The 17,510-nt window shown below is 68.4% G+C and carries 15 protein-coding genes; 11 read left to right on the top strand and 4 right to left on the bottom strand.

The annotated features are described in order from the left end of the window. The first annotated feature begins 9 nt into the window (after window positions 1–9). From OHA70_RS05645 to OHA70_RS05620, 6 genes are read left to right on the top strand one after another with little or no spacing between them, the layout of a single operon-like run. Complete coding sequence (locus OHA70_RS05645) at window positions 10–810, top strand: DUF3050 domain-containing protein (protein WP_328329285.1); 801 nt, start codon at window positions 10–12, stop codon at window positions 808–810. 4 nt (window positions 811–814) lie between these two features. Then, complete coding sequence (locus tag OHA70_RS05640; RefSeq protein ID WP_328329283.1) at window positions 815–1,765, top strand: thiamine pyrophosphate-dependent dehydrogenase E1 component subunit alpha; 951 nt, start codon at window positions 815–817, stop codon at window positions 1,763–1,765. Beyond that, window positions 1,765–2,742 (top strand): alpha-ketoacid dehydrogenase subunit beta, encoded by a 978-nt coding sequence (locus tag OHA70_RS05635; RefSeq protein WP_328329281.1) that lies wholly within the window; start codon window positions 1,765–1,767, stop codon window positions 2,740–2,742. The genes OHA70_RS05640 and OHA70_RS05635 overlap by 1 nt, the downstream gene beginning before the upstream one ends. Then, window positions 2,739–4,085: a hypothetical protein gene (locus OHA70_RS05630; RefSeq protein ID WP_328329279.1), complete on the top strand. Its 1,347-nt coding sequence runs from the start codon at window positions 2,739–2,741 to the stop codon at window positions 4,083–4,085. The genes OHA70_RS05635 and OHA70_RS05630 overlap by 4 nt, the downstream gene beginning before the upstream one ends. Then, window positions 4,085–5,458, top strand: a complete 1,374-nt coding sequence (locus OHA70_RS05625) for a hypothetical protein (RefSeq protein WP_328329277.1) — start codon at window positions 4,085–4,087, stop codon at window positions 5,456–5,458. Before OHA70_RS05630 ends, OHA70_RS05625 begins: the two co-directional genes overlap by 1 nt. Continuing rightward, window positions 5,455–6,819 carry a hypothetical protein gene (locus OHA70_RS05620; protein WP_328329275.1) on the top strand — a complete coding sequence of 455 codons (1,365 nt, stop codon included), beginning with the start codon at window positions 5,455–5,457 and terminating at the stop codon, window positions 6,817–6,819. The genes OHA70_RS05625 and OHA70_RS05620 overlap by 4 nt, the downstream gene beginning before the upstream one ends. A gap of 5 nt (window positions 6,820–6,824) precedes the next feature. On the opposite strand, the gene OHA70_RS05615 is transcribed toward OHA70_RS05620, so the two are convergent. From OHA70_RS05615 to OHA70_RS05600, 4 genes are all read right to left on the bottom strand, one after another. Then, window positions 6,825–7,802: a methyltransferase gene (locus OHA70_RS05615; RefSeq protein WP_328329273.1), complete on the bottom strand. Its 978-nt coding sequence runs from the start codon at window positions 7,800–7,802 to the stop codon at window positions 6,825–6,827. Between the two features lie 141 nt (window positions 7,803–7,943). Next, a complete protein-coding gene (locus OHA70_RS05610) occupies window positions 7,944–8,618 on the bottom strand; it encodes an SGNH/GDSL hydrolase family protein (RefSeq protein WP_328329271.1) in 675 nt (224 codons plus the stop codon). Continuing rightward, complete coding sequence (locus tag OHA70_RS05605; RefSeq protein ID WP_328329269.1) at window positions 8,615–9,871, bottom strand: MFS transporter; 1,257 nt, start codon at window positions 9,869–9,871, stop codon at window positions 8,615–8,617. The genes OHA70_RS05610 and OHA70_RS05605 overlap by 4 nt, the downstream gene beginning before the upstream one ends. Then, the gene (locus OHA70_RS05600) at window positions 9,868–11,430 is read right to left on the bottom strand and encodes a class I adenylate-forming enzyme family protein (RefSeq protein WP_328329267.1); all 1,563 of its coding nucleotides are present in this window, start codon (window positions 11,428–11,430) and stop codon (window positions 9,868–9,870) included. The genes OHA70_RS05605 and OHA70_RS05600 overlap by 4 nt, the downstream gene beginning before the upstream one ends. Window positions 11,431–11,623: 193 nt before the next feature. On the opposite strand from OHA70_RS05600, the gene OHA70_RS05595 reads away from it, so the two are divergent. Genes OHA70_RS05595 through OHA70_RS05575 form a run of 5 tightly spaced genes read left to right on the top strand, consistent with a single transcriptional unit; the run spans window position 11,624 to window position 17,461 of the window. Further along, the gene (locus OHA70_RS05595; RefSeq protein ID WP_328329265.1) at window positions 11,624–12,928 is read left to right on the top strand and encodes an SGNH/GDSL hydrolase family protein; all 1,305 of its coding nucleotides are present in this window, start codon (window positions 11,624–11,626) and stop codon (window positions 12,926–12,928) included. Between the two features lie 7 nt (window positions 12,929–12,935). Next, window positions 12,936–14,156 (top strand): cytochrome P450, encoded by a 1,221-nt coding sequence (locus tag OHA70_RS05590; protein ID WP_328329263.1) that lies wholly within the window; start codon window positions 12,936–12,938, stop codon window positions 14,154–14,156. A gap of 11 nt (window positions 14,157–14,167) precedes the next feature. Next, entirely contained in the window at window positions 14,168–15,097 is a 930-nt protein-coding gene (locus OHA70_RS05585) for an alpha/beta hydrolase (protein ID WP_328329261.1), read from the top strand. Beyond that, window positions 15,090–16,178: an alpha-hydroxy acid oxidase gene (locus OHA70_RS05580; RefSeq protein WP_328329259.1), complete on the top strand. Its 1,089-nt coding sequence runs from the start codon at window positions 15,090–15,092 to the stop codon at window positions 16,176–16,178. The genes OHA70_RS05585 and OHA70_RS05580 overlap by 8 nt, the downstream gene beginning before the upstream one ends. Further along, window positions 16,178–17,461, top strand: coding sequence for an aminotransferase-like domain-containing protein (locus OHA70_RS05575; RefSeq protein WP_328329257.1), 1,284 nt, complete (start codon window positions 16,178–16,180; stop codon window positions 17,459–17,461). Before OHA70_RS05580 ends, OHA70_RS05575 begins: the two co-directional genes overlap by 1 nt. The last annotated feature ends 49 nt before the right edge of the window (window positions 17,462–17,510 follow it).

Genomic DNA, 17,510 nt, shown 5'->3' with positions numbered 1-17,510 from the left:
GAGAAGGACATGTCACGTTACGACTGGGGTCAGACCCACCCCGGCATCGAGCAGCTGGAGAAGGCCGTCTCCGAGGCCCGCGACAAGGTCGTCCAGCACCCGCTCTACGCCAACCTGGACACGCACGAGTCGCTGGTCACCTTCATGGAGCACCACGTCTTCGCCGTCTGGGACTTCATGTCGCTGCTGAAGTCGCTGCAGCGCGAGCTCACCTGCGTCACGGTGCCGTGGATCCCGACCGAGCACCGCAGCAGCCGCCGGCTGATCAACGACATCGTGATGGTCGAGGAGAGCGACGAGCTGGGCGGCGACGACGGCCGGCCGGCCTTCATCAGCCACTTCGAGCTGTACGTCGACGGCATGCACGAGGCCGGCGCGGACACCAGCTCGATCGACAAGCTGATCGCGCTGCTCCGCGACGGCGCCCCGGTGGTCGAGTCGCTCGCGGCGGCCGGCGTACCGCAGGCGTCGATCGACTTCGCCGGTACCACCTGGACCATCATCGAGAGCGCGCCGGTGCACTGCCAGGCGGCCGCGTTCGCGTTCGGCCGGGAGGACCTGATCCCGGACATGTTCACCCAGGTGGTCGCGGTGAACGAACGGTCGAAGAAGCTCAACACCTTCGTCGACTACCTGGAGCGGCACATCGAGGTGGACGGTGAGTTCCACACCCCGATGGCGATGCAGATGGTCGCCGACCTGTGCGGCGACGACCAGGAGAAGTGGGACGCCTGCGCCGACACCATCAACACCGCGCTCGCCGCCCGCGCCCGCCTCTGGGACGCCATCCTGGCCGCGATCAAGGGCTGACTCAATGACCTCCATCGATCTCTACCGGACCGTGCGGCTGATCCGCCGCTTCGAGGAGCGCGCGATCGAGTTCGTCCGGTCCGGCGAGATCGTCGGCGGCATTCACCCGTACGTCGGTCAGGAGGCGATCGCGGCCGGGGTGTGCGCCGCGTTGCGTGCGGACGACCTGATCACCAGCACGCATCGCGGGCACGGGCACGTGCTGGCGAAGGGGGTGAACCCGGCCCGGATGTTCGCCGAGCTGATGGGCCGGGAGTCGGGGCTCAACAAGGGCCGCGGCGGCTCGATGCACGCGGCTGACTTCAGCCTCGGCATCCTGGGGGCGAACGCCATCGTGGGTGCGGCCGGGTCGATCGCCACCGGCGCGGCCTGGGCGCAACGCAGGCTGGGCAAGTCGACGGTGGCGGCCACCTTCTTCGGTGACGGCGCGGTCAACGAGGGAATGTTGCTAGAGGCATTCAACCTGGCGGCGCTGTGGAACGTACCGGTGCTGTTCGTCTGCGAGAACAACGGCTATGCCACCACGATGCCGGTGGACTCCGCGGTCGCGGGCAGCATCACCGGCCGGGCGAAGGCGTTCGGCATGCCCGCCTTCACGATCGACGGGCAGGATCCGGAGAAGGTGCTGGCGGCAACGACAGCTGCCGTCGAGCGGGCGCGGGCCGGCAAGGGACCGACCTTCCTCGAGTGCACGACGTACCGGTTCGATGCGCACCATACGTTCGAGCATCGGGCGCGGCTCAACTATCGGTCCAATGAGGAACTCGCTGCCGGGTGGTCGCGGGATCCGGTGGAGATCCAGGGCGCCCGCCTGTCCTTGGACGACCGGGCGGCCGTCGATACCGAGATCGAGGCGCTGCTCGACGCGGCGGCCGGAATCGCGCTCGGCAGCGCTCACCCCGACCCGGATGCGGCTCTGCAGTATCTCTACGCATCGCCGGAGGTGTTCAGCTGATGCCCAAACTGTCCTACCTGAAGGCTCTCAACCGTGCGTTGGGCGACGAACTCGAGGCCGATGAGCGCGTGTTCGTGCTCGGTGAGGACGTCCGGGTCGCGGCCTCGAACCTGACCGCCGGCTTGTTCGGCCGGTTCGGTCCGGAACGGGTGCTCGACACTCCGTTGTCGGAGCAGGCCTTCACCAATTTCGCGACCGGGGCGGCGCTGGCGGGGATGCGGCCGGTGATCGAGTTCCAGATCCCGTCGCTGCTCTTCCTCGTCTTCGAGCAGATCGCGAACCAGGCGCACAAGCTGTCGCTGATGTCCGGTGGGCAGTGCAAGGTGCCGGTGACGTACGTCGTACCAGGGTCAGGCTCGCGAACCGGGTGGGCCGGTCAGCACTCCGATCATCCCTACAGCTTGTTCGCTCATGTCGGGGTGAAGACGGTTGTACCGGCGACTCCGGCGGACGCGTACGGGTTGTTGCTGTCCGCAATCCGGGATGACGACCCGGTGGTCGTGTTCGCGCCGTCCGGAGCGCTGGGGTTCCGCGACGATGTCGACTTCTCGACTCTGGCGCCGGTACCGCTCGGTGTCGGGCGGGTCGCACGGGCGGGGTCCGACGTCACGGTCGTTGCCTTGGGCCACCTTGTGCAGGATGCGATCGCGGTGGCCGACGAGCTGGCGGGGGAGGCGTCGATCGAAGTGTTCGATCCGCGCACTGTCTATCCGCTGGATGTCGAGGGGCTGGCCGCATCGGTTGCCCGGACCCGGCGGCTGGTGGTCATCGACGACTCCAACCGGACGAGCGGGTTCGGGGCGGAAGTACTGGCGGTCGCGGCTGAGCGCTTCGAACTGGACGCTCCGCCGCGGCGGGTGACCCGGCCCGATGGGGCTGTACTGCCGTTCGCGCTGGCGCTGGACCGGGCTGTCCAGCCAGGACGAGACGACTTGGTCGCGGCCATCCGCGGCGTACTGGGGAGGAATGCGAAGTGACCAATCGACCATCGGCCGCCGAGCTCTGGCCGGTGCTGCCGGAGCACGTCCGCGAGAAGTTCCTTGCCTACGGCCACAAGTACTGGCAGCAGGTCTACGACGACGTCGCGCTGCAGAACCAGAACTGGATCCCGCTCCGCTCGCCGGTCGCGACCCATGCCGGGTTCGCCGAGATGAACCGGATCACGCAGCGGGTGTCGCAGCTGGTGCTGGACGCGTGCCGGCGGCGGGCGCGGACGGCGGGTGAGCTGCGCAAGGTACTGGGGGTTTCGGAGGACCGGATCCAGTTGCTGGACGACAGTGAGCCGTTGACCGGGCGGCTGATCAATGCGATCCGCTCCGACCTGCTGCTGGAGCGCGGGGTGCCGCGGATGGTCGAGTGCAACGTCGAGAGCGCGCTGGGCGGGGTACTGGACGCCGACGGCGTGATCAAGCGGTGGATGGAGGTCTATCGCGACGAGCCGGTGTTCACCGCGATGGGTGCCGCAGCGCCGTCGTCGGCGATCGACGGGCGGTTCGACGCGATCCGCGCGGATGTCGGGCCGGGCAAGACGACCGGGATGGTCTACGCCGCCGGTGGTGGCTACCCGCGCGCGGACGACGCGGAGTACATGATCAATCGGCTGCGGCCGTTCGCCGATCGCGGTCGTGAGTTGGGCGTGGACCTGATCGTCTATCCGCTCGAGTGGATCAAGCAGGACGCGGACGGCCGGCTGCTGGCGGGGGACAGGATCCTCGATGCCGTGTGGCGGATGTTCGTGCCGACGTACGACGAGGGAACCGCGGGGATGGCTGCTCTCAGGGCGGCGAACGCGGCGGGCACGTTCCGGATGTTCCTGCCGTCCGCGGTCTGGTTGCTGAGCAACAAGACGATCTTCGCCTGGCTGTGGGACGACCTCGGCGAACTGCCGGAAGAAGATGCCGAGATCGTCCGCGCACACATCCCGCGGACCTGGCTGTACCGGCCCGAGCTGCGGCAACGCACGCTGGACGACCGCGAGCGGCTGGTGTTCAAGCCGACCGACGACTACGGCGGCCACGGGGTGTTCATCGGTCCGCTGACCTCGCCGGAGGACTGGCAGGCCGCCGTCGACGGGGCCGAGGGGCCGCATCTGATCCAGGAGCTGATCGAGGCGGATCCGCTGACCATGCAGTTCCTCAAGCCGGAGTCGGGCGAGGTGGTCGAGGCGGACGTCTCGTACTGCGTCTCGACGTACCAGTTCGACCGGGTGCCGGCCGGTGGCTTCACCCGCTTCTCGCCGCCCGGTGCGGGTGGCGTCGTCAACCTGACCCAAGGCGCGCTCACCGGCGGCCTACTGCTCGTGAATCTGGAGGGGCACTGATGGACTTCGACTGGCGGGCGACTTCCTTCGACTACTGGGAAGAGTTGCCACAGGCAACCAAGGACAAGGTGCTCGCGGCCGGGGCGGAGGACTGGAAGAAGGTCTTCAACGGTGTCCTGACCTTCAATAAGTCCTGGCGTCCGCTGCGGCCGGTGATGATCCACCAGGCCACGTACGACGCCCTCGGCGAGGTGATGGACCGCCTGCTCCAGCTGCTGCTGGAGACCGGGATGCGGCGCGCGAAGACGGCGGGGGAGCTGCGCAAGCTGCTCGGGACGCCGGACGGCCTGATCGGCTACCTGGACGACGAGGAGGAGCTCGGCGAGCACCTGATCCAGTCCGGCCGGCCCGACATCCTGATCAGCGACGGGGTGCCGAAGTTCGTCGAGTTCAACATCGGCAGCGAGGCCGGTTGCGTCTGGGACACCGAGCGGGTGTCGAAGCGGTTCCTGACCTCGTTCTCCGACCACGGGCTGACCACCCTCGAGGGGGCCGACGGTCCGGTCGGGGTTCAAGAGCCGCCGTTGCCGGTCGACGGCCGGTACCGGGCGATCATCGACCTGCTCGGGCTCAAGCCGGGCGACCGGTTGACGACCGTACTGCGCACCGAGGGCGTGTACCCGGGCAGCGACAACCTCGAGGCGATCGTCCGCTCGCTCGACCCGTACGTCGAGCGCGGGGCGGCGCTGGGGATCGACGGTGACGTGTCGCCGCTGATCTGGCTGGAGACCGATGAGGACGGCGACCTGGCCACCCAGGGCCGCAAGGTCGAGGCCGTGTTCCGCCTGTTCGTGTGCACGGACATGCCGGACGACCCTGGTACGACGGCGCTGCAGGCCGCTGTCGACTCGGGCAAGACCAAGCTGTTCACGACGTCGGCGGGATGGCTGCTGGCGAACAAGATCATGCTGACCTACCTGTGGGACGACATCGAGCTGCTCGATCCCGCGGACCAGGAGCTCGTCCGGCAGCACGTGCCGTGGAGCCGGCTGCTCACGGCAACGATGGTTGAGGATGCCGTTGCTCAGCAGGCGGCGCTGGTGCTGAAGCCGGCTGACGAGTACGGCGGCGCCGGCGTACTGGTCGGGCACGAGACCGATCCGGGGGTGTGGAAGGAAGGGCTCGAGGACGCTCTGACCCGAGGTGGGTTCTTGTTGCAGGACTACGTGCGGCCGGACCGGTTGACGATGGACCTCACGAACATCGAGACCGGCGAGGAACTGCAGGTCGAGGTGCCGTACTCCGTCGGGCCGTACACGTTCGGTCGGAAGGCCTACGGGTGCTTCCTGCGGGTCGGGTCGCACGAGCACGGCGAGGTGCTCAACCTCAAGCGCGCCATCCATGTGACCGGTCCGCTGCTGGTGACGACGTGAGCGATTTCGACTGGGCGGGGCGTCCTGGGTTCGATGCTTGGGGCAACTTGTCCGACGAGGTGCGGGCGGCGGTACTGGCGGCTGGGTCCGATGGCTGGCAGACGGTGTTCGACGAGATCGCGACGTACAACGAGACGTGGAAGCCGTTGCGGCCGGTGCTGATGAGCAAGCCCTGGCTGGAAGAGCTGTACACGTTGAGCGATCGGATGCTGCAGCTCCTGCTGGAGTGCTGCCGTCGCCGGGCCGGTACCGCGGGTGAGCTGCGCGAGTTGCTGGGGATCCCTGCGGGGCGGGTCGAGTTCCTGGACGACTCCGAGCCGCTCGGTGATCACCTGGCGGTGTCCGGGCGGCCGGACATCCTGCTGACCGACGGGGTGCCGAAGTTCGTCGAGTTCAACGTGGGCAGCGATGTCGGCAGCGTCTGGGACTCCGAGAAGGTGTCGACGCGCTTCCTGGAGCTCTTCCGTACTTCTGGAGTGTCCGAGCTGCTACCGGTGGAGGCGCCGGTGTCCGCGGTCGACGGCCGGTACGCCGCGATCCGCTCGGCGCTCGATCTGCCCGACGGGGCCCGGCTGACGATGGTGTTCCGGACGGATGGCGAGTACCCGGAGTCGCACGATCCGGAGAAGCTGGTCGCGTTGCTGCAGCCGTTCGTGGAGCGTGGCCGGGAGAACGGCTACGACATGGATGTGCAGCCGGTGGACTGGCTGACGCTCGACGCTGACGGTTGCTTGGTCGGGCGCGGCCGGCGGGTCGAGACGATCCTGCGGCTGTTCGTCTGCTCGGAGATGCCGCCGACCGTTGGGCTCCAGGCGATCAAGGGTGCGCTTCAGGCCGGTACGGCGCAGCTGTTCACGTCCGCGGCCTCCTGGCTGATCAGCAACAAGCTCGTCTTCGCGTGGCTGTGGGCGGACGCCGACTCCCTCCCGGAGGCCGATGCTGCGCTGGTACGGGCACACCTGCCGCGGACGCGGTTGCTCACGCCGGCGCTGGTGCCGTCGGTGCTCGCTGAGCGGGAGCAGCTTGTGCTGAAGCCAACCGATGAGTTCGGTGGCTCCGGAGTGGTGGTCGGACGCGAGGCGACTGCTGAGGAGTGGCAGGGGCTGATCGAGCGTGGGGCGGCTGACGGGCTGCATCTGGTGCAGGACTACTCGCGGCCGGACCGGATGGAGATGGACTTCGTCCACCTGGCCAGCGGTGAGCACGAGCGGGCCGAGGTGCCGTTCTCGATCGGGCCGTACACCTTCGGGCGGCGCGGCTCGGGCTGCTACGTGCGGATCGGCAGCCAGGGCGAGGGCGAGGTCCTGAACCTGAAGCGCAATGTCCACGTCACCGGCGCCCTACTGCTGGGCGCCGGATGACCATCTCAGGCGGTGTACTCGAGGGCGCGTGGTCCGGCTGGTGGGGTGTGGATCGCGACCCGGCGCAGGCCCGCGGCGCTCGCGAGTTCGTCGTACTGCGCCAGCGTGCGCTCCCGGCCATGGCCGAGCACGAGGACGATCAGGTCCTGGGTGGTGAACCCCTTCTGGTGGGTGTCGGCCGCCTCCGCGACGAAGATCGCGCCGCCCGGCCGGAGCGCGCGACGGCACCGGGTCAGCGCCTCGACGGCCTGCTCGTCCTCGAACGAGTGCACCAGCATCCGCAGCAGGAAGGCGTCAGCCTCGGGCAGCTCCAGCTCGAACAGGTTGCCGGCGACGACGCCACAGCGTTCGTTCAGCCCGGCGTCGGCCAGCAACCGCTCGGCGGCTTCGAGGCTGGCGGGAAGCTCGACGAGCGTGCCCCGCAGGTGCGGGAAGGCGGTCAGGATCGCGGCCAGCTGGACCCCGGTACCACCGCCGACGTCGACCACGTGCTCGAACCGGGTCCAGTCGATCGCCCGGACCAGCAGCGGCGCCTCGTTGCGGGTGTTGGCCGCCATCAGCGAGTCGTACGACGCGGCGGCCGTCGCGTCCAGGCTGGTCTTGTTGGCCGCCTGGAGCGGTCCACCGCGCTGGACGATGCCGAGCAGGTCGAGGTGGGCCCGGTCCATCGTGGCGCCGTAGCCGTCCTGGTCGAGCCAGCGGCGGGCCGCGCTCGGGTCGTCGTCCAGCAGCCAGCGCGCCGTCCCGCCCAGCTCGAACCGGTCGTCGTCGAGGGCGACGAAGACGCCACGGGCAGCGAGGTAGCGCAGTACCCGGCCCAGGGCATCGGCGTCGCAGCCCGCCGCGACCGCCAGGTCCTTGAGGTCGCGCGGACCGTCGGCGAGGTGGTCGGCGATCCGGAGGGTGGCCGCGGTGCGCAGCGCCATCGGCGTGACCAGGTCGCTCATCGCGAAGAACTCGAGCAGGCCGAGCGAGTCGTTCATCGGTGCTCCTCCCAAGGTTTGGTGGCCGTCTCCGGGTTTCCTTGACACCGGCCCGGCGATTCACAGTGTTGTTTTCGGATCATGATCCGCCCGCAATTCGGCCGAGCCGAATTGAGAATGCCAATTCGTGCTGCCGCATTGTCATTTTACGTGCATTTCTAGATGCTTCTGAAGAATGCGCAGGGTCACTGCGGTGGCGACCGCGTCGCTGCGCGCATTGCCGTGCCGCCCGTCGCCGCTGTAAAGCCCCGGATCGGTCGACAGCGGGTGGTTGGTCAGCTCGACATGGACGGTGCCCAGCCGCTCGGCCAGGAGCCGGGTCCGCTCGGACAGCCGCCGCATCCGCTCGTGCAGCCCCGGGCGCAGCCAGTCGGCGATGGCCGGGCTCGCGGACACGTCGAACATGCCCAGCGTGATCACCTCCGCGCCGGCTTCCTGCAGCGCGGTGACCATCGCCTCCAGCGCGGCGTCGACCCGCGCGGCGTCGTACCGGGCACTGAAGGCGTCGTTGCCGCCGCCGACCACCAGGGCCAGGTCCGGACGGAAGGCCAGGGCAGGAGCCAGCTGGGTCGCCTGGATCTCGTGCGCCCGGAGGCCGCTCACGCCTAGGTTGAGGTACTCCAGGCCGGGTGCTGTGGCCCTCAGCTCTGCAGCCAGCCGGTCGGCCCACTGCAGGTCGCTGTAGCCCTCCAGCGGCTCGCACAGGCCTTCGGCGACGCTGTCACCCAGGACGACGAAGCGGCGCCAGGGGTGCCCGGCGAGCAGCTCGGCGCTCTCGCCCGGACGGAGACAGTAGGGGTCCTCGGACTCGATCAAGCGGCCTCCTCGGTCTTGGGTTGGGCAGGGGAGCCGTACTTCGGGATGGACAACGGCCGGCGGTACATCTGGATCACAGGGATCAGGGTGGCGAGCAGGAAGAGCCCACCGGCCGTGAGCAGCGCCGGGCGGAGGCCCAGCCACGCCACGCTCCAGCCGCCCAGCAGGCTGCCGACGGGGATACCGGCGAAGGTGAGTGCGCCCATCAGGCCGAACACCCGGGTCTGCAGGGCCGGTGGTACCCGGGTGTAGAGGGTGGCGCCGATGACCGGGTTCAGCGAGGCGTTCGCGATCCCGGTCAGGAAGCTGACCGAGACGACCAGCCAGACCTGGTCCGACAGTCCCATCGTCAGCAGCCTGGGAGCGCCGCCGACCAGGGCGCCGATCAGGAACGCCCGGTACTGCGGGATCCGGTCGGCGTAGACGGTGAAGATCACGTTGCCGAGCAGCGCCCCGCCCGCGAAGCCGCCGAACAGCAGGCCCAGCACGACCGGCGACCCGACCACCTCCTCGACCCACAGCGGGGTGAAGACGGAGCCGCTGGCCTGGCTGAAGACGTTGATCGCGAACGTCATCACCATCATCCCGATCAGCACCTGGTCACCCCGCAGGAAGCTGAAGCCACCCCGCAGAGCGGTCCAGTACGGCTCCTTCACGGGCGCCTCGGCCTCGGCCGACTCTTCGACGGGCAGCACGACCAGGGTGGCCACCAGGAGGCCGCAGAGGGCGAAGGAGATCGCGTCGGCCCAGAGTGCGCCGTAGGTGCCCAGCAGGGCGATCAGGAGACCACCCAGCGGGGCGCCGACCAGCGTGGCGCCCCGGCTGAGGCCTTCGTAGAGCGAGGCGACCCGGAGCATCCCGACGCCGCACTGCTCGGCCAGCGGCCGCAGCATCACGTGCTTGACCCGGTCGCCAATCCCGCGCAGCGCGCCGCCGGCGGCGACCAGCAGTGCGAGGTGCAGGAACGACGAGCCGGGGCTCAGGATCACTGCGACCATCGCCAGCGCGCTGCCGACGTCGGTGACGACCGAGGTCCGGCGGTGCCCGAAGCGGTCGGCGAACGGCGCCGCGAGCACGCCGGTCAGGGCGTAGGGGAGCATCTCGGCGGCGGCGATCACGCCCATCTTGGATGCGCTGCCGGTGCTCAGCAGGACCAGCCACGGGATCGCGACGGCGGACACCCGGGTGCCGAGCGCGGAGAGGATGTCGGCCGTGAACAGGGCGACGAGCGAGGTCTTCGGGGACGGCCTCATCCTCGGCTACTTGCGGCTTGGGCGCGCAGAGCCACCTTGTCGACCTTGTGCGCCGAGGTCAGCGGCAGCTCGGCCAGGAAGTCGATCTCTCGCGGCGTCCACATCTCGTTGAACTCGTCGCGCACCAGCTTCTGCAGCTCGGCAGCGGTCACCACAGCCCCGTCGTACCGGACTACGTACGCGTGCGGCACCTCCCCGAACGCCTCGTCCGGTACGCCGATCACTGCCGCCGCGCGGACCCCGGGATGCGACTGGAGCAGGTCCTCGATCGGGCGGCAGTACACGTTCCAGTTGCTCGACCCGGTGACGATGGTGTCCTGCACGCGGTCGACGACGTACAGGTACCCGTCGGCGTCGAGATAGCCCAGGTCACCGGTCCGCACCCAGTCGTCGACGATGGCCTGCTCGGTCAGGTCCGGCCGCCCCCAGTACCCCGCGAAGCGGAGCCTGCTGGTCGCGTAGATCTCGCCCGTCTGGCCTGGGGCTACACGGTTGCCCGCAGCGTCGCGGACCTCCACCTGCACGTCCCCGTACGGCGTACCGCTCGACCGCAGTCGCTCGGGATGCTCCGGGTCCTCGGTGAGCCCCGGCTGGGCCGTCACCACGATGACCTCGCTCAGGCCGTACACGATCCGCAGTACCGGCCCGAAGCTCTTGATGGCCTGCCGCAAGCGTGAGGGGGCGGCCGGGCCGGCTCCCACGTTGAGCATGAACAGGCTGCTCACGTCGGTCGTAGGCAGGTCCGGATGGTCGAGCAGTTGGTAGAGCAGCGGCGGTGAGACGTACGTCGAGTTGATCTGCTCGCGCTCGATCGTGGCGAGCGCGCGGCCTGCGTCCCAGTCGTCCTCGAGGAAGAGCACGCCGCCCATGAACAGGTTGAAGAAGCTGGTGATCTGGCCGCTCGCGAACGCCATCGGGGAGTGCGACAGGTGCCGCAGTACGGGCAGCCCGGCGGCCAGGTAGTCGGCGGCCAGCGTCAGGATCTGCTCGTAGAACGCCTGCCGGTGGTGCACCAGCTTGGGCTCCCCGGTGGTCCCGCTCGTCTGCAGGCAGGTGGCGGGCGTCAGATCGCCGTACTCCGGCTGGAACTGGGTCGCCGGCTTGGTGAGTAGGTCTGGCCCTAACCCGCCTGCGCCGAGGCAGTGCACCGGTACTGCGAGGCTGACGGCCAGCCGCTCGCCCAGTACCGCCTTGGTGCGGGCGTCGTAGACGAAGACGTCAGCCTCGGACAGCCGCGCGAACGCCTCGATCTCCCGGCGGCCCGCGATCGGGGCGATCCACATCGTCCGGGCGCCGACCAGGTGCAGGGCGAGCTGGAGCGCGGGCAACTCGATCGTGTTGCCGGCCAGTACGAGCACGCCAGTGCCCGGGCCGACGCCGCGGTCCTGCAGCGTCGCGGCCAGGTCGAGCACCTGCGTACGCAGCTCCGCGAACGTCAGCCGGCGGCCGCCCGCGACGATCGCCTCGGCCTCGCCGTACCGCGCGAAGAGCCGGAGCGCGGCCACCACATAGGAGCCGGACTGCTCCAGGTTTCTGTCCAGCGCGAAATCGACCGACATGGCGCCCCACCCTTTCGGTATCCGGGGCGACTGTACGTCCAGAAATTGCCGGCGGCCAGCTTTCGGGTGAATTCAAGCGAGCAATTCAAGGAGCCCGTTGACGTGTCAGCGATCCGGAACTAAGTTGCCGTCACCGCCACTCGCGCAGGGTATTTCCCACCCGTCGCGCGCCAACCCATTGGGGGGTTGTTCCATGCGCATTCCCAGTACCGTCAGATCGGCCGCTCTAGCGGCCGCCGTTTCACTCGCCGGCTCGGCTCTCGTCTTCACCGGATCGTCGGCCCAGACTGTGGCCCAGACGTCCGGTGGGCACGACCGGGCCGAGTGGGTGGGCAGCTGGTCGACCGGGATCGTGAAGCCGGAGAGCGCCGGCTTCACCAACACCGGTCTCAACAACCAGAGCGCCCGCTACGTGGTCCGGCCGTCCGTGGGGGGCGACAAGGTCCGGATCCGCTTCACCAACATCTACGGCGACCGGCCGATCACCATCGGTGCCGCGACCGTCGCGAAGGGCAACACCGCGACGCCGATCGGCTCCGACATCGACGTCGCGTCCAAGCGCACGCTGACCTTCAACGGCGGCTCGCCGACCGCGGTGATGAACAAGGGCGCCGAGCTGCTCAGCGACCCGGTCAACCTGAAGGTGCCGGACCTGGCCACCCTGGTGATCAGCGTCTACTACCCGACCGCCACCGGCCCGACCTCCTGGCACGCTGCGACGAACCAGGAGAACTACTTCGGCCCCGGCGACCTGACGAACGCGGCCGACGGTACGCCGTACATCACCACCCGGGCCTGCTGCTGGACGTTCCTGTCCGGGGTGGACGTGAAGACCGAGAAGTCCGACGGCTCGATCGTCGTGCTCGGTGACTCGATCTCGGACGGCAACCTCAGCACGGCGAACGCCAACAACCGCTGGCCCGACCAGCTGGCCGAACGGCTGGTCGCCGACCGTCGTCACGATGCTCCCGGCGTACTGAACGTCGGCGAGGCCGGCAACCGACTGCTGGAGGACAGCGACGGCCCGATCTTCGGCGCTCCGAGCGGGATCCAGCAGCTCGGCCTGAACGCGCTGGCCCGGCTGAACGAGGACGTCTACGCGCAGACCGACGTCCGGACCGTCATCACCCTGCTCGGCGTGAACGACATCTGGATGAACGGTGCCAGTTCGGACCAGATCATCGCCGCGCTCCAGCAGATCAACAGCCAGCTGCACGAGAAGGGCATCACCAGCATCGGCGCGACCATCACGCCGTTCAGCGGGTTCACCACGCCCGGCGGCTGGACGCCGGAGAAGGAGACCACCCGGGTCGCGGTGAACAAGTGGCTGCGCAACCAGCACGAGTTCGACGGCGTGATCGACTTCGACAAGGCCGTCCGCGACCCCAGCGCGCCCGAGAAGCTGCTGGCCGCGTACGACGGTGGCGACCACATCCACATGAACGACGTGGGTTACCAGGCGATGGCCGACTCGATCCCGCTGCAGCTGGTCCGGTGAGTTGCTGATGACCACCGCCGCCGATCAAGTGCTCGAGGGACTCTTCAGCGAAGCCGGTCTGGACGATCCGTACCGGTACTACGCAGAACTCCACAAGCTCGGTCCCGTCTCCCTCCTGGAAGGCGGCGGCGGATATGCGGCGGTGGTCACCGGCTACCAAGCAGCCGACCAGCTGTTGCGGGACCCGCGGTTCCGGGTCGCCGACGACGAGTTCAGCGATGAGCTCGGCGGCGTGGGCTGGCGGGAGCATCCGGTCCTGGCGGTGCTCAACAACTCGATGATGTACAGCAACGGCGCCCGGCATCAGCAGGCCAGACGCCTGTTCCACCAGGTGTTCACACCACGCCGGGTGGCCGAGCTGGAACCGGCGGTCGGCCAGTTGGTCGACGGTCTGATGGATCGGCTGGCCGAGCGGTTCGACCATGACGGGGAGGCGGACTTCATGACGGAGTTCGCCTACCCGTTGCCGAGCGGTGTGGTCGCCGCGCTGCTCGGCATACCGCAGGACGACCTGGCCTGGTTCCGGCCGAGAGTCGAGCGGATCAACGACTTCCTGGACGTGGTCGGTAAGACCGACGAGGTTCTGGCGGCTGCCGATCAGGCGACCCGCGAGCTGTCCGACTACTACCGGACGCTCATCGCCGAGCGCCGCAAGGCGCCCACTGACGACTTGATCAGTCAACTGGTCGAGGCGATCGACGCCGGCCTGCACAAGGTGTCGGACTACGACCTGATCTGCAACCTGCTGGTGCTCTTCAACGCCAGCTTCGTGACGACGATCCACCTGATCGGCAACGGCATGTGGTTGCTGCTCGACCGCCCCGAGTTGCGGCCGGCCGCAAGGTCCGCGGCCTTCGTCGAGGAGGTACTGCGGTACGAGGCGCCGGTACAGTTCGTCGCCCGCTGGTCCGAGGAAGCCGCCTCGCTGGCCGGTACGGTCCTGCCGCCCAAGGAGGTCGTGCTGGTGATGCTCGGTGCGGCCAACCGGGACTCGCAGCGCTTCCCGGAACCGGATCTGTTCGACGTCGACCGGCCCAACCTCAAGCCGTTGAGCTTCGGCGCCGGTCCGCACTACTGTCTCGGCGCTTCGCTGGCCCGGATGGAGGCGCAGATCGCGTTCCCCCGGCTGCTGGAACGGTTCCCCTCGTTGCGGTCCGCGCGGCCGCCGGTCCGGAACCCGCACCAGTTCCTGCGTGGGTTCGCGGCCATCCCCGTAACGCTTACGTGAGAGGTACTGTCATGCCATTGGATCCTCAGGTCGAGGAGATGCGCGCGAAGCGGGAAGCGGACAACGTGCCGCAGCTCTACACGCAGACGCTGGCCGAGGCGCGTGCCGCCGACCTCGCCTCCATCCAGGCGGGTGGTGGTGGTCTCGAGCCGGTGCACTCTGTCCGGGATCTGGTGATGGAGGAGTCCGGCCTGACGTTGCGGATCTACCGTCCTGCTGGCGAGGGCCCGTTGCCGACGCTCGTGTACTTCTTCGGCGGCGGGTGGACACTCGGCAGCATCGAGACCGCTGACGGCGTGTGCCGACAGCTGGCCAACCTGGTGCCTTGCCAAGTCATCACTGTCGGGTATCGCCTCGCGCCCGAGAATCCTTTCCCTGCCGCGGTTCACGACTGTCACCGGGCGACCCAATGGATCGCCGCCCACGCTGTTGAACTCGGTGTCGACGTAGCCCGCCTCGCCGTCGGCGGCGACAGTGCCGGCGGCAACCTTGCCGCTGCAACCACCTTGCTGGCAAGGGATTCCGGCCCATCGCTGGCCGCCCAACTCCTGATCTACCCGAATACCTTGTACGGCTCGGACACGGCTTCCATGCGCGCCGGCGACGACCCGTACCTCTTCAATCGCACGTCGGTCAACTGGTACTGGAAGCACTACCTCACCAACGAGTCCGACGGCACAAACCCCTTGGCCTCACCCCTCCTGGCCCCATCCCACGCCGGCCTACCCCCGGCCCTAGTCATCACCGCCGAGTTCGACCCGCTACGAGACGAAGGCGAGTACTACGCCGAAAAGCTCTACGCCGCAGGCGTCCCCACCGAACTAACCCGCTACGACGGCATGACCCACGGCTTCTACACCATGTCCGGCGTCCTGGACACAGCCCGCCAAGCCCTCACCGACTCAGCCACCTGGCTGCGCAAAACCTTCGAAGATGCCTGAGCTACAAGCACCTTTGCGGGCGGCCGCGCTGTGCCTCGACGACTTCGAGGGGCTCGCGGCCGAAGTGCTGCCTGCCGCGGTGAGGGAGTTTGTCAGCGGGGGAAGTGGGAGTGAGACGACTCTTCGGCTGAATCGGTCGGCTTTGGAATCGGTGACGGTGACTCCCCGGGTGCTCAGTGGAGTGGCTGAGGCGGATCTCAGCTGCAAGTTGGTGGGTGGGGCGGTTGGGATGCCTGTGGTGGTGGCGCCGATGGCTTATCAGCGGTTGGTGCATCCGGAGGGGGAGTTGTTGCTGGCTCGGGCGGCTGCTGCGGCGGGGATTCCGTATGTGATCAGTACGTTGAGCAGCTATCCACTGGAGGACATCGCGGAGTCGGCGCCGTCTTGGTTTCAGTTGTACTGGTTGAGGGATCGGGCTGTGGTGGAGTCGCTGGTCGACCGAGCCGAGGCAGCCGGGTGTGGCGCGTTGATGGTGACGGTGGATGTGCCGGTGATGGGTCGTCGGCTAAGGGATGTGCGGAATGCCTTCGCCTTGCCGAGCGATGTGGTCGCGGCCAACCTGGTCGGTGCGCGGAGTGAGGCACACGTCGGCGTACCGGGGTTGTCGGCTGTTGCGGCTCATACAGCCTCCGCCTTCGAGCCTGCGGTGTCCTGGCGGGACCTCGAGTGGCTGCGGTCACGGACCAGACTTCCCCTGCTTTTGAAGGGGATTCTCGACCCACGCGACGCAGTGCGTGCAGTGCAGATAGGGGCTGACGGCATCGTTGTGTCGAATCATGGCGGTCGGCAACTAGACGGTGCTGTTGCCTCGATCAACGCATTGCCGCCCATTGTGGATGCTGTAGGCAAGGAATGCGACGTGCTGCTGGACAGCGGGATCCGGGGCGGTACCGACGTACTACGGGCACTCGCGCTCGGCGCTTCCGGAGTACTGGTCGGCCGACCGTTGCTCTGGGCCCTCGCCATCGACGCCTGCGGAGAAGCGCTCGACCTGCTGCGCAAAGAACTGGCCGACGCGATGCTGCTGGCCGGTTGCGCGAACGTCGCCGCCGCCGCGCGACTCACCACCGGGAGGGCCTGATGGCCGATCTGGATGTCACCGACCTGCACGGCTCGCTCACCGACCGCGCGCTGAACTCGATGAACTTCCTCAACGAGATCGCCAACCACTACCCCGACGCGATCTCCCTCGCCGCGGGCCGCCCGTACGAGGAGTTCTACGCGCTCGAGGACCTGCACTCCTACCTCGACACCTTCGCCGGCTACCTGCGCGACGAACTCGGCTACGACGAGGCCGGCGTGCGGCGGGCGATCTTCCAGTACGGCCGTACGAAGGGCATCATCCACCCGCTGGTCGCCCGCAACCTCGCCGCCGACGAGGGCATCACCGTCGACCCGGACGCGATCGTCGTGACGGTCGGCTGCCAGGAAGCGATGGTCCTCGTACTCCGCGCCCTCCGCGCGACCCCCGCCGACGTCCTGCTCGCCATCTCCCCGGCGTACGTAGGAATCACCGGCGCCGCCCGCCTCGTCGACCTCCCCGTCCTCCCCGTTGCCGGTGGCAACGGCGGAGTCGACCTCGAGGACCTGGTTGCCGTCGTCAAGCGAGCGCGAGCCGACGGCCTCCGCCCACGCGCCTGCTACGTGATGCCCGACTTCGCCAACCCCTCCGGCCTCAGCCTGGATCTGGAGACGAGGCAACAACTGCTCGAGATCGCAGCCCAGGAAGACCTCCTGCTACTCGAAGACAACCCCTACGGCCTGTTCCCCGCCGCCGGCGTCGACCGAGTGCCGACCCTGAAGGCGTTGGACACCGACCGGCGGGTGGTCTACCTCGGCTCCTTCGCCAAGACCGCGCTGCCCGGCGCCCGCGTTGGCTACGTGGTCGCGGACCAGACGGTCGCCGCTCCCGACGGAACGGTCGGCCTGCTCGCCGACGAACTCTCCAAGATCAAGAGCATGCTCACCGTCAACACCTCAGCCGTCGCGCAAGCTGTGATCGGCGGCAAGCTCCTGCAGAACGACTGCAGCCTGATCACCGCCACCCTCCGCGAGCGCGACATCTACGCCGCCAACCTCCGCGCCATCACCGACGGCCTGGCCGCTCGCTTCCCCTCCGGCGAGGTCACCTGGACAGTCCCGTCGGGCGGCTTCTTCATCGTCGTGACGGTCCCCTTCCCGGTTACCGACGCCCTGCTGGAGAAGTCTGCCCACGAGTACGGCGTCCTCTTCACGCCGATGAGCCACTTCTACGACGGCGATGCCCCGCTCAACGCCCTCCGCCTCTCCTGCAGTTCGGTGACCCCCGCCCAGATCGACGCGGCTCTGAACCGCCTCTCCGCCCTGATCCACGACCACCTCTGACAATTGGTCCTCCCTGCGCTGTAAGAACTGGATCTGTAGACCAGACCGA

Origin of the sequence: Kribbella sp. NBC_00382 (assembly GCF_036067295.1) — a bacterium.
Taxonomy (GTDB): Bacteria; Actinomycetota; Actinomycetes; order Propionibacteriales; family Kribbellaceae; genus Kribbella.
Note: the sequence above shows the minus strand (reverse complement) of the source record. Positions and strands in the feature narration are given on the sequence as shown.

Excerpts from the sequence above, each read along its gene's own strand:
- OHA70_RS05580 (WP_328329259.1), top strand. The coding sequence starts at position 15,090 with ATGCCTGAGCTACAAGCACCTTTGCGGGCGGCCGCGCTGTGCCTCGAC.
- OHA70_RS05595 (WP_328329265.1), top strand. The coding sequence starts at position 11,624 with ATGCGCATTCCCAGTACCGTCAGATCGGCCGCTCTAGCGGCCGCCGTT.
- OHA70_RS05615 (WP_328329273.1), bottom strand. The coding sequence starts at position 7,802 with ATGAACGACTCGCTCGGCCTGCTCGAGTTCTTCGCGATGAGCGACCTG.
- OHA70_RS05625 (WP_328329277.1), top strand. The coding sequence starts at position 4,085 with ATGGACTTCGACTGGCGGGCGACTTCCTTCGACTACTGGGAAGAGTTG.
- OHA70_RS05640 (WP_328329283.1), top strand. The coding sequence starts at position 815 with ATGACCTCCATCGATCTCTACCGGACCGTGCGGCTGATCCGCCGCTTC.
- OHA70_RS05605 (WP_328329269.1), bottom strand. The coding sequence starts at position 9,871 with ATGAGGCCGTCCCCGAAGACCTCGCTCGTCGCCCTGTTCACGGCCGAC.
- OHA70_RS05635 (WP_328329281.1), top strand. The coding sequence starts at position 1,765 with ATGCCCAAACTGTCCTACCTGAAGGCTCTCAACCGTGCGTTGGGCGAC.
- OHA70_RS05645 (WP_328329285.1), top strand. The coding sequence starts at position 10 with ATGTCACGTTACGACTGGGGTCAGACCCACCCCGGCATCGAGCAGCTG.
- OHA70_RS05600 (WP_328329267.1), bottom strand. The coding sequence starts at position 11,430 with ATGTCGGTCGATTTCGCGCTGGACAGAAACCTGGAGCAGTCCGGCTCC.
- OHA70_RS05585 (WP_328329261.1), top strand. The coding sequence starts at position 14,168 with ATGCCATTGGATCCTCAGGTCGAGGAGATGCGCGCGAAGCGGGAAGCG.
- OHA70_RS05575 (WP_328329257.1), top strand. The coding sequence starts at position 16,178 with ATGGCCGATCTGGATGTCACCGACCTGCACGGCTCGCTCACCGACCGC.
- OHA70_RS05590 (WP_328329263.1), top strand. The coding sequence starts at position 12,936 with ATGACCACCGCCGCCGATCAAGTGCTCGAGGGACTCTTCAGCGAAGCC.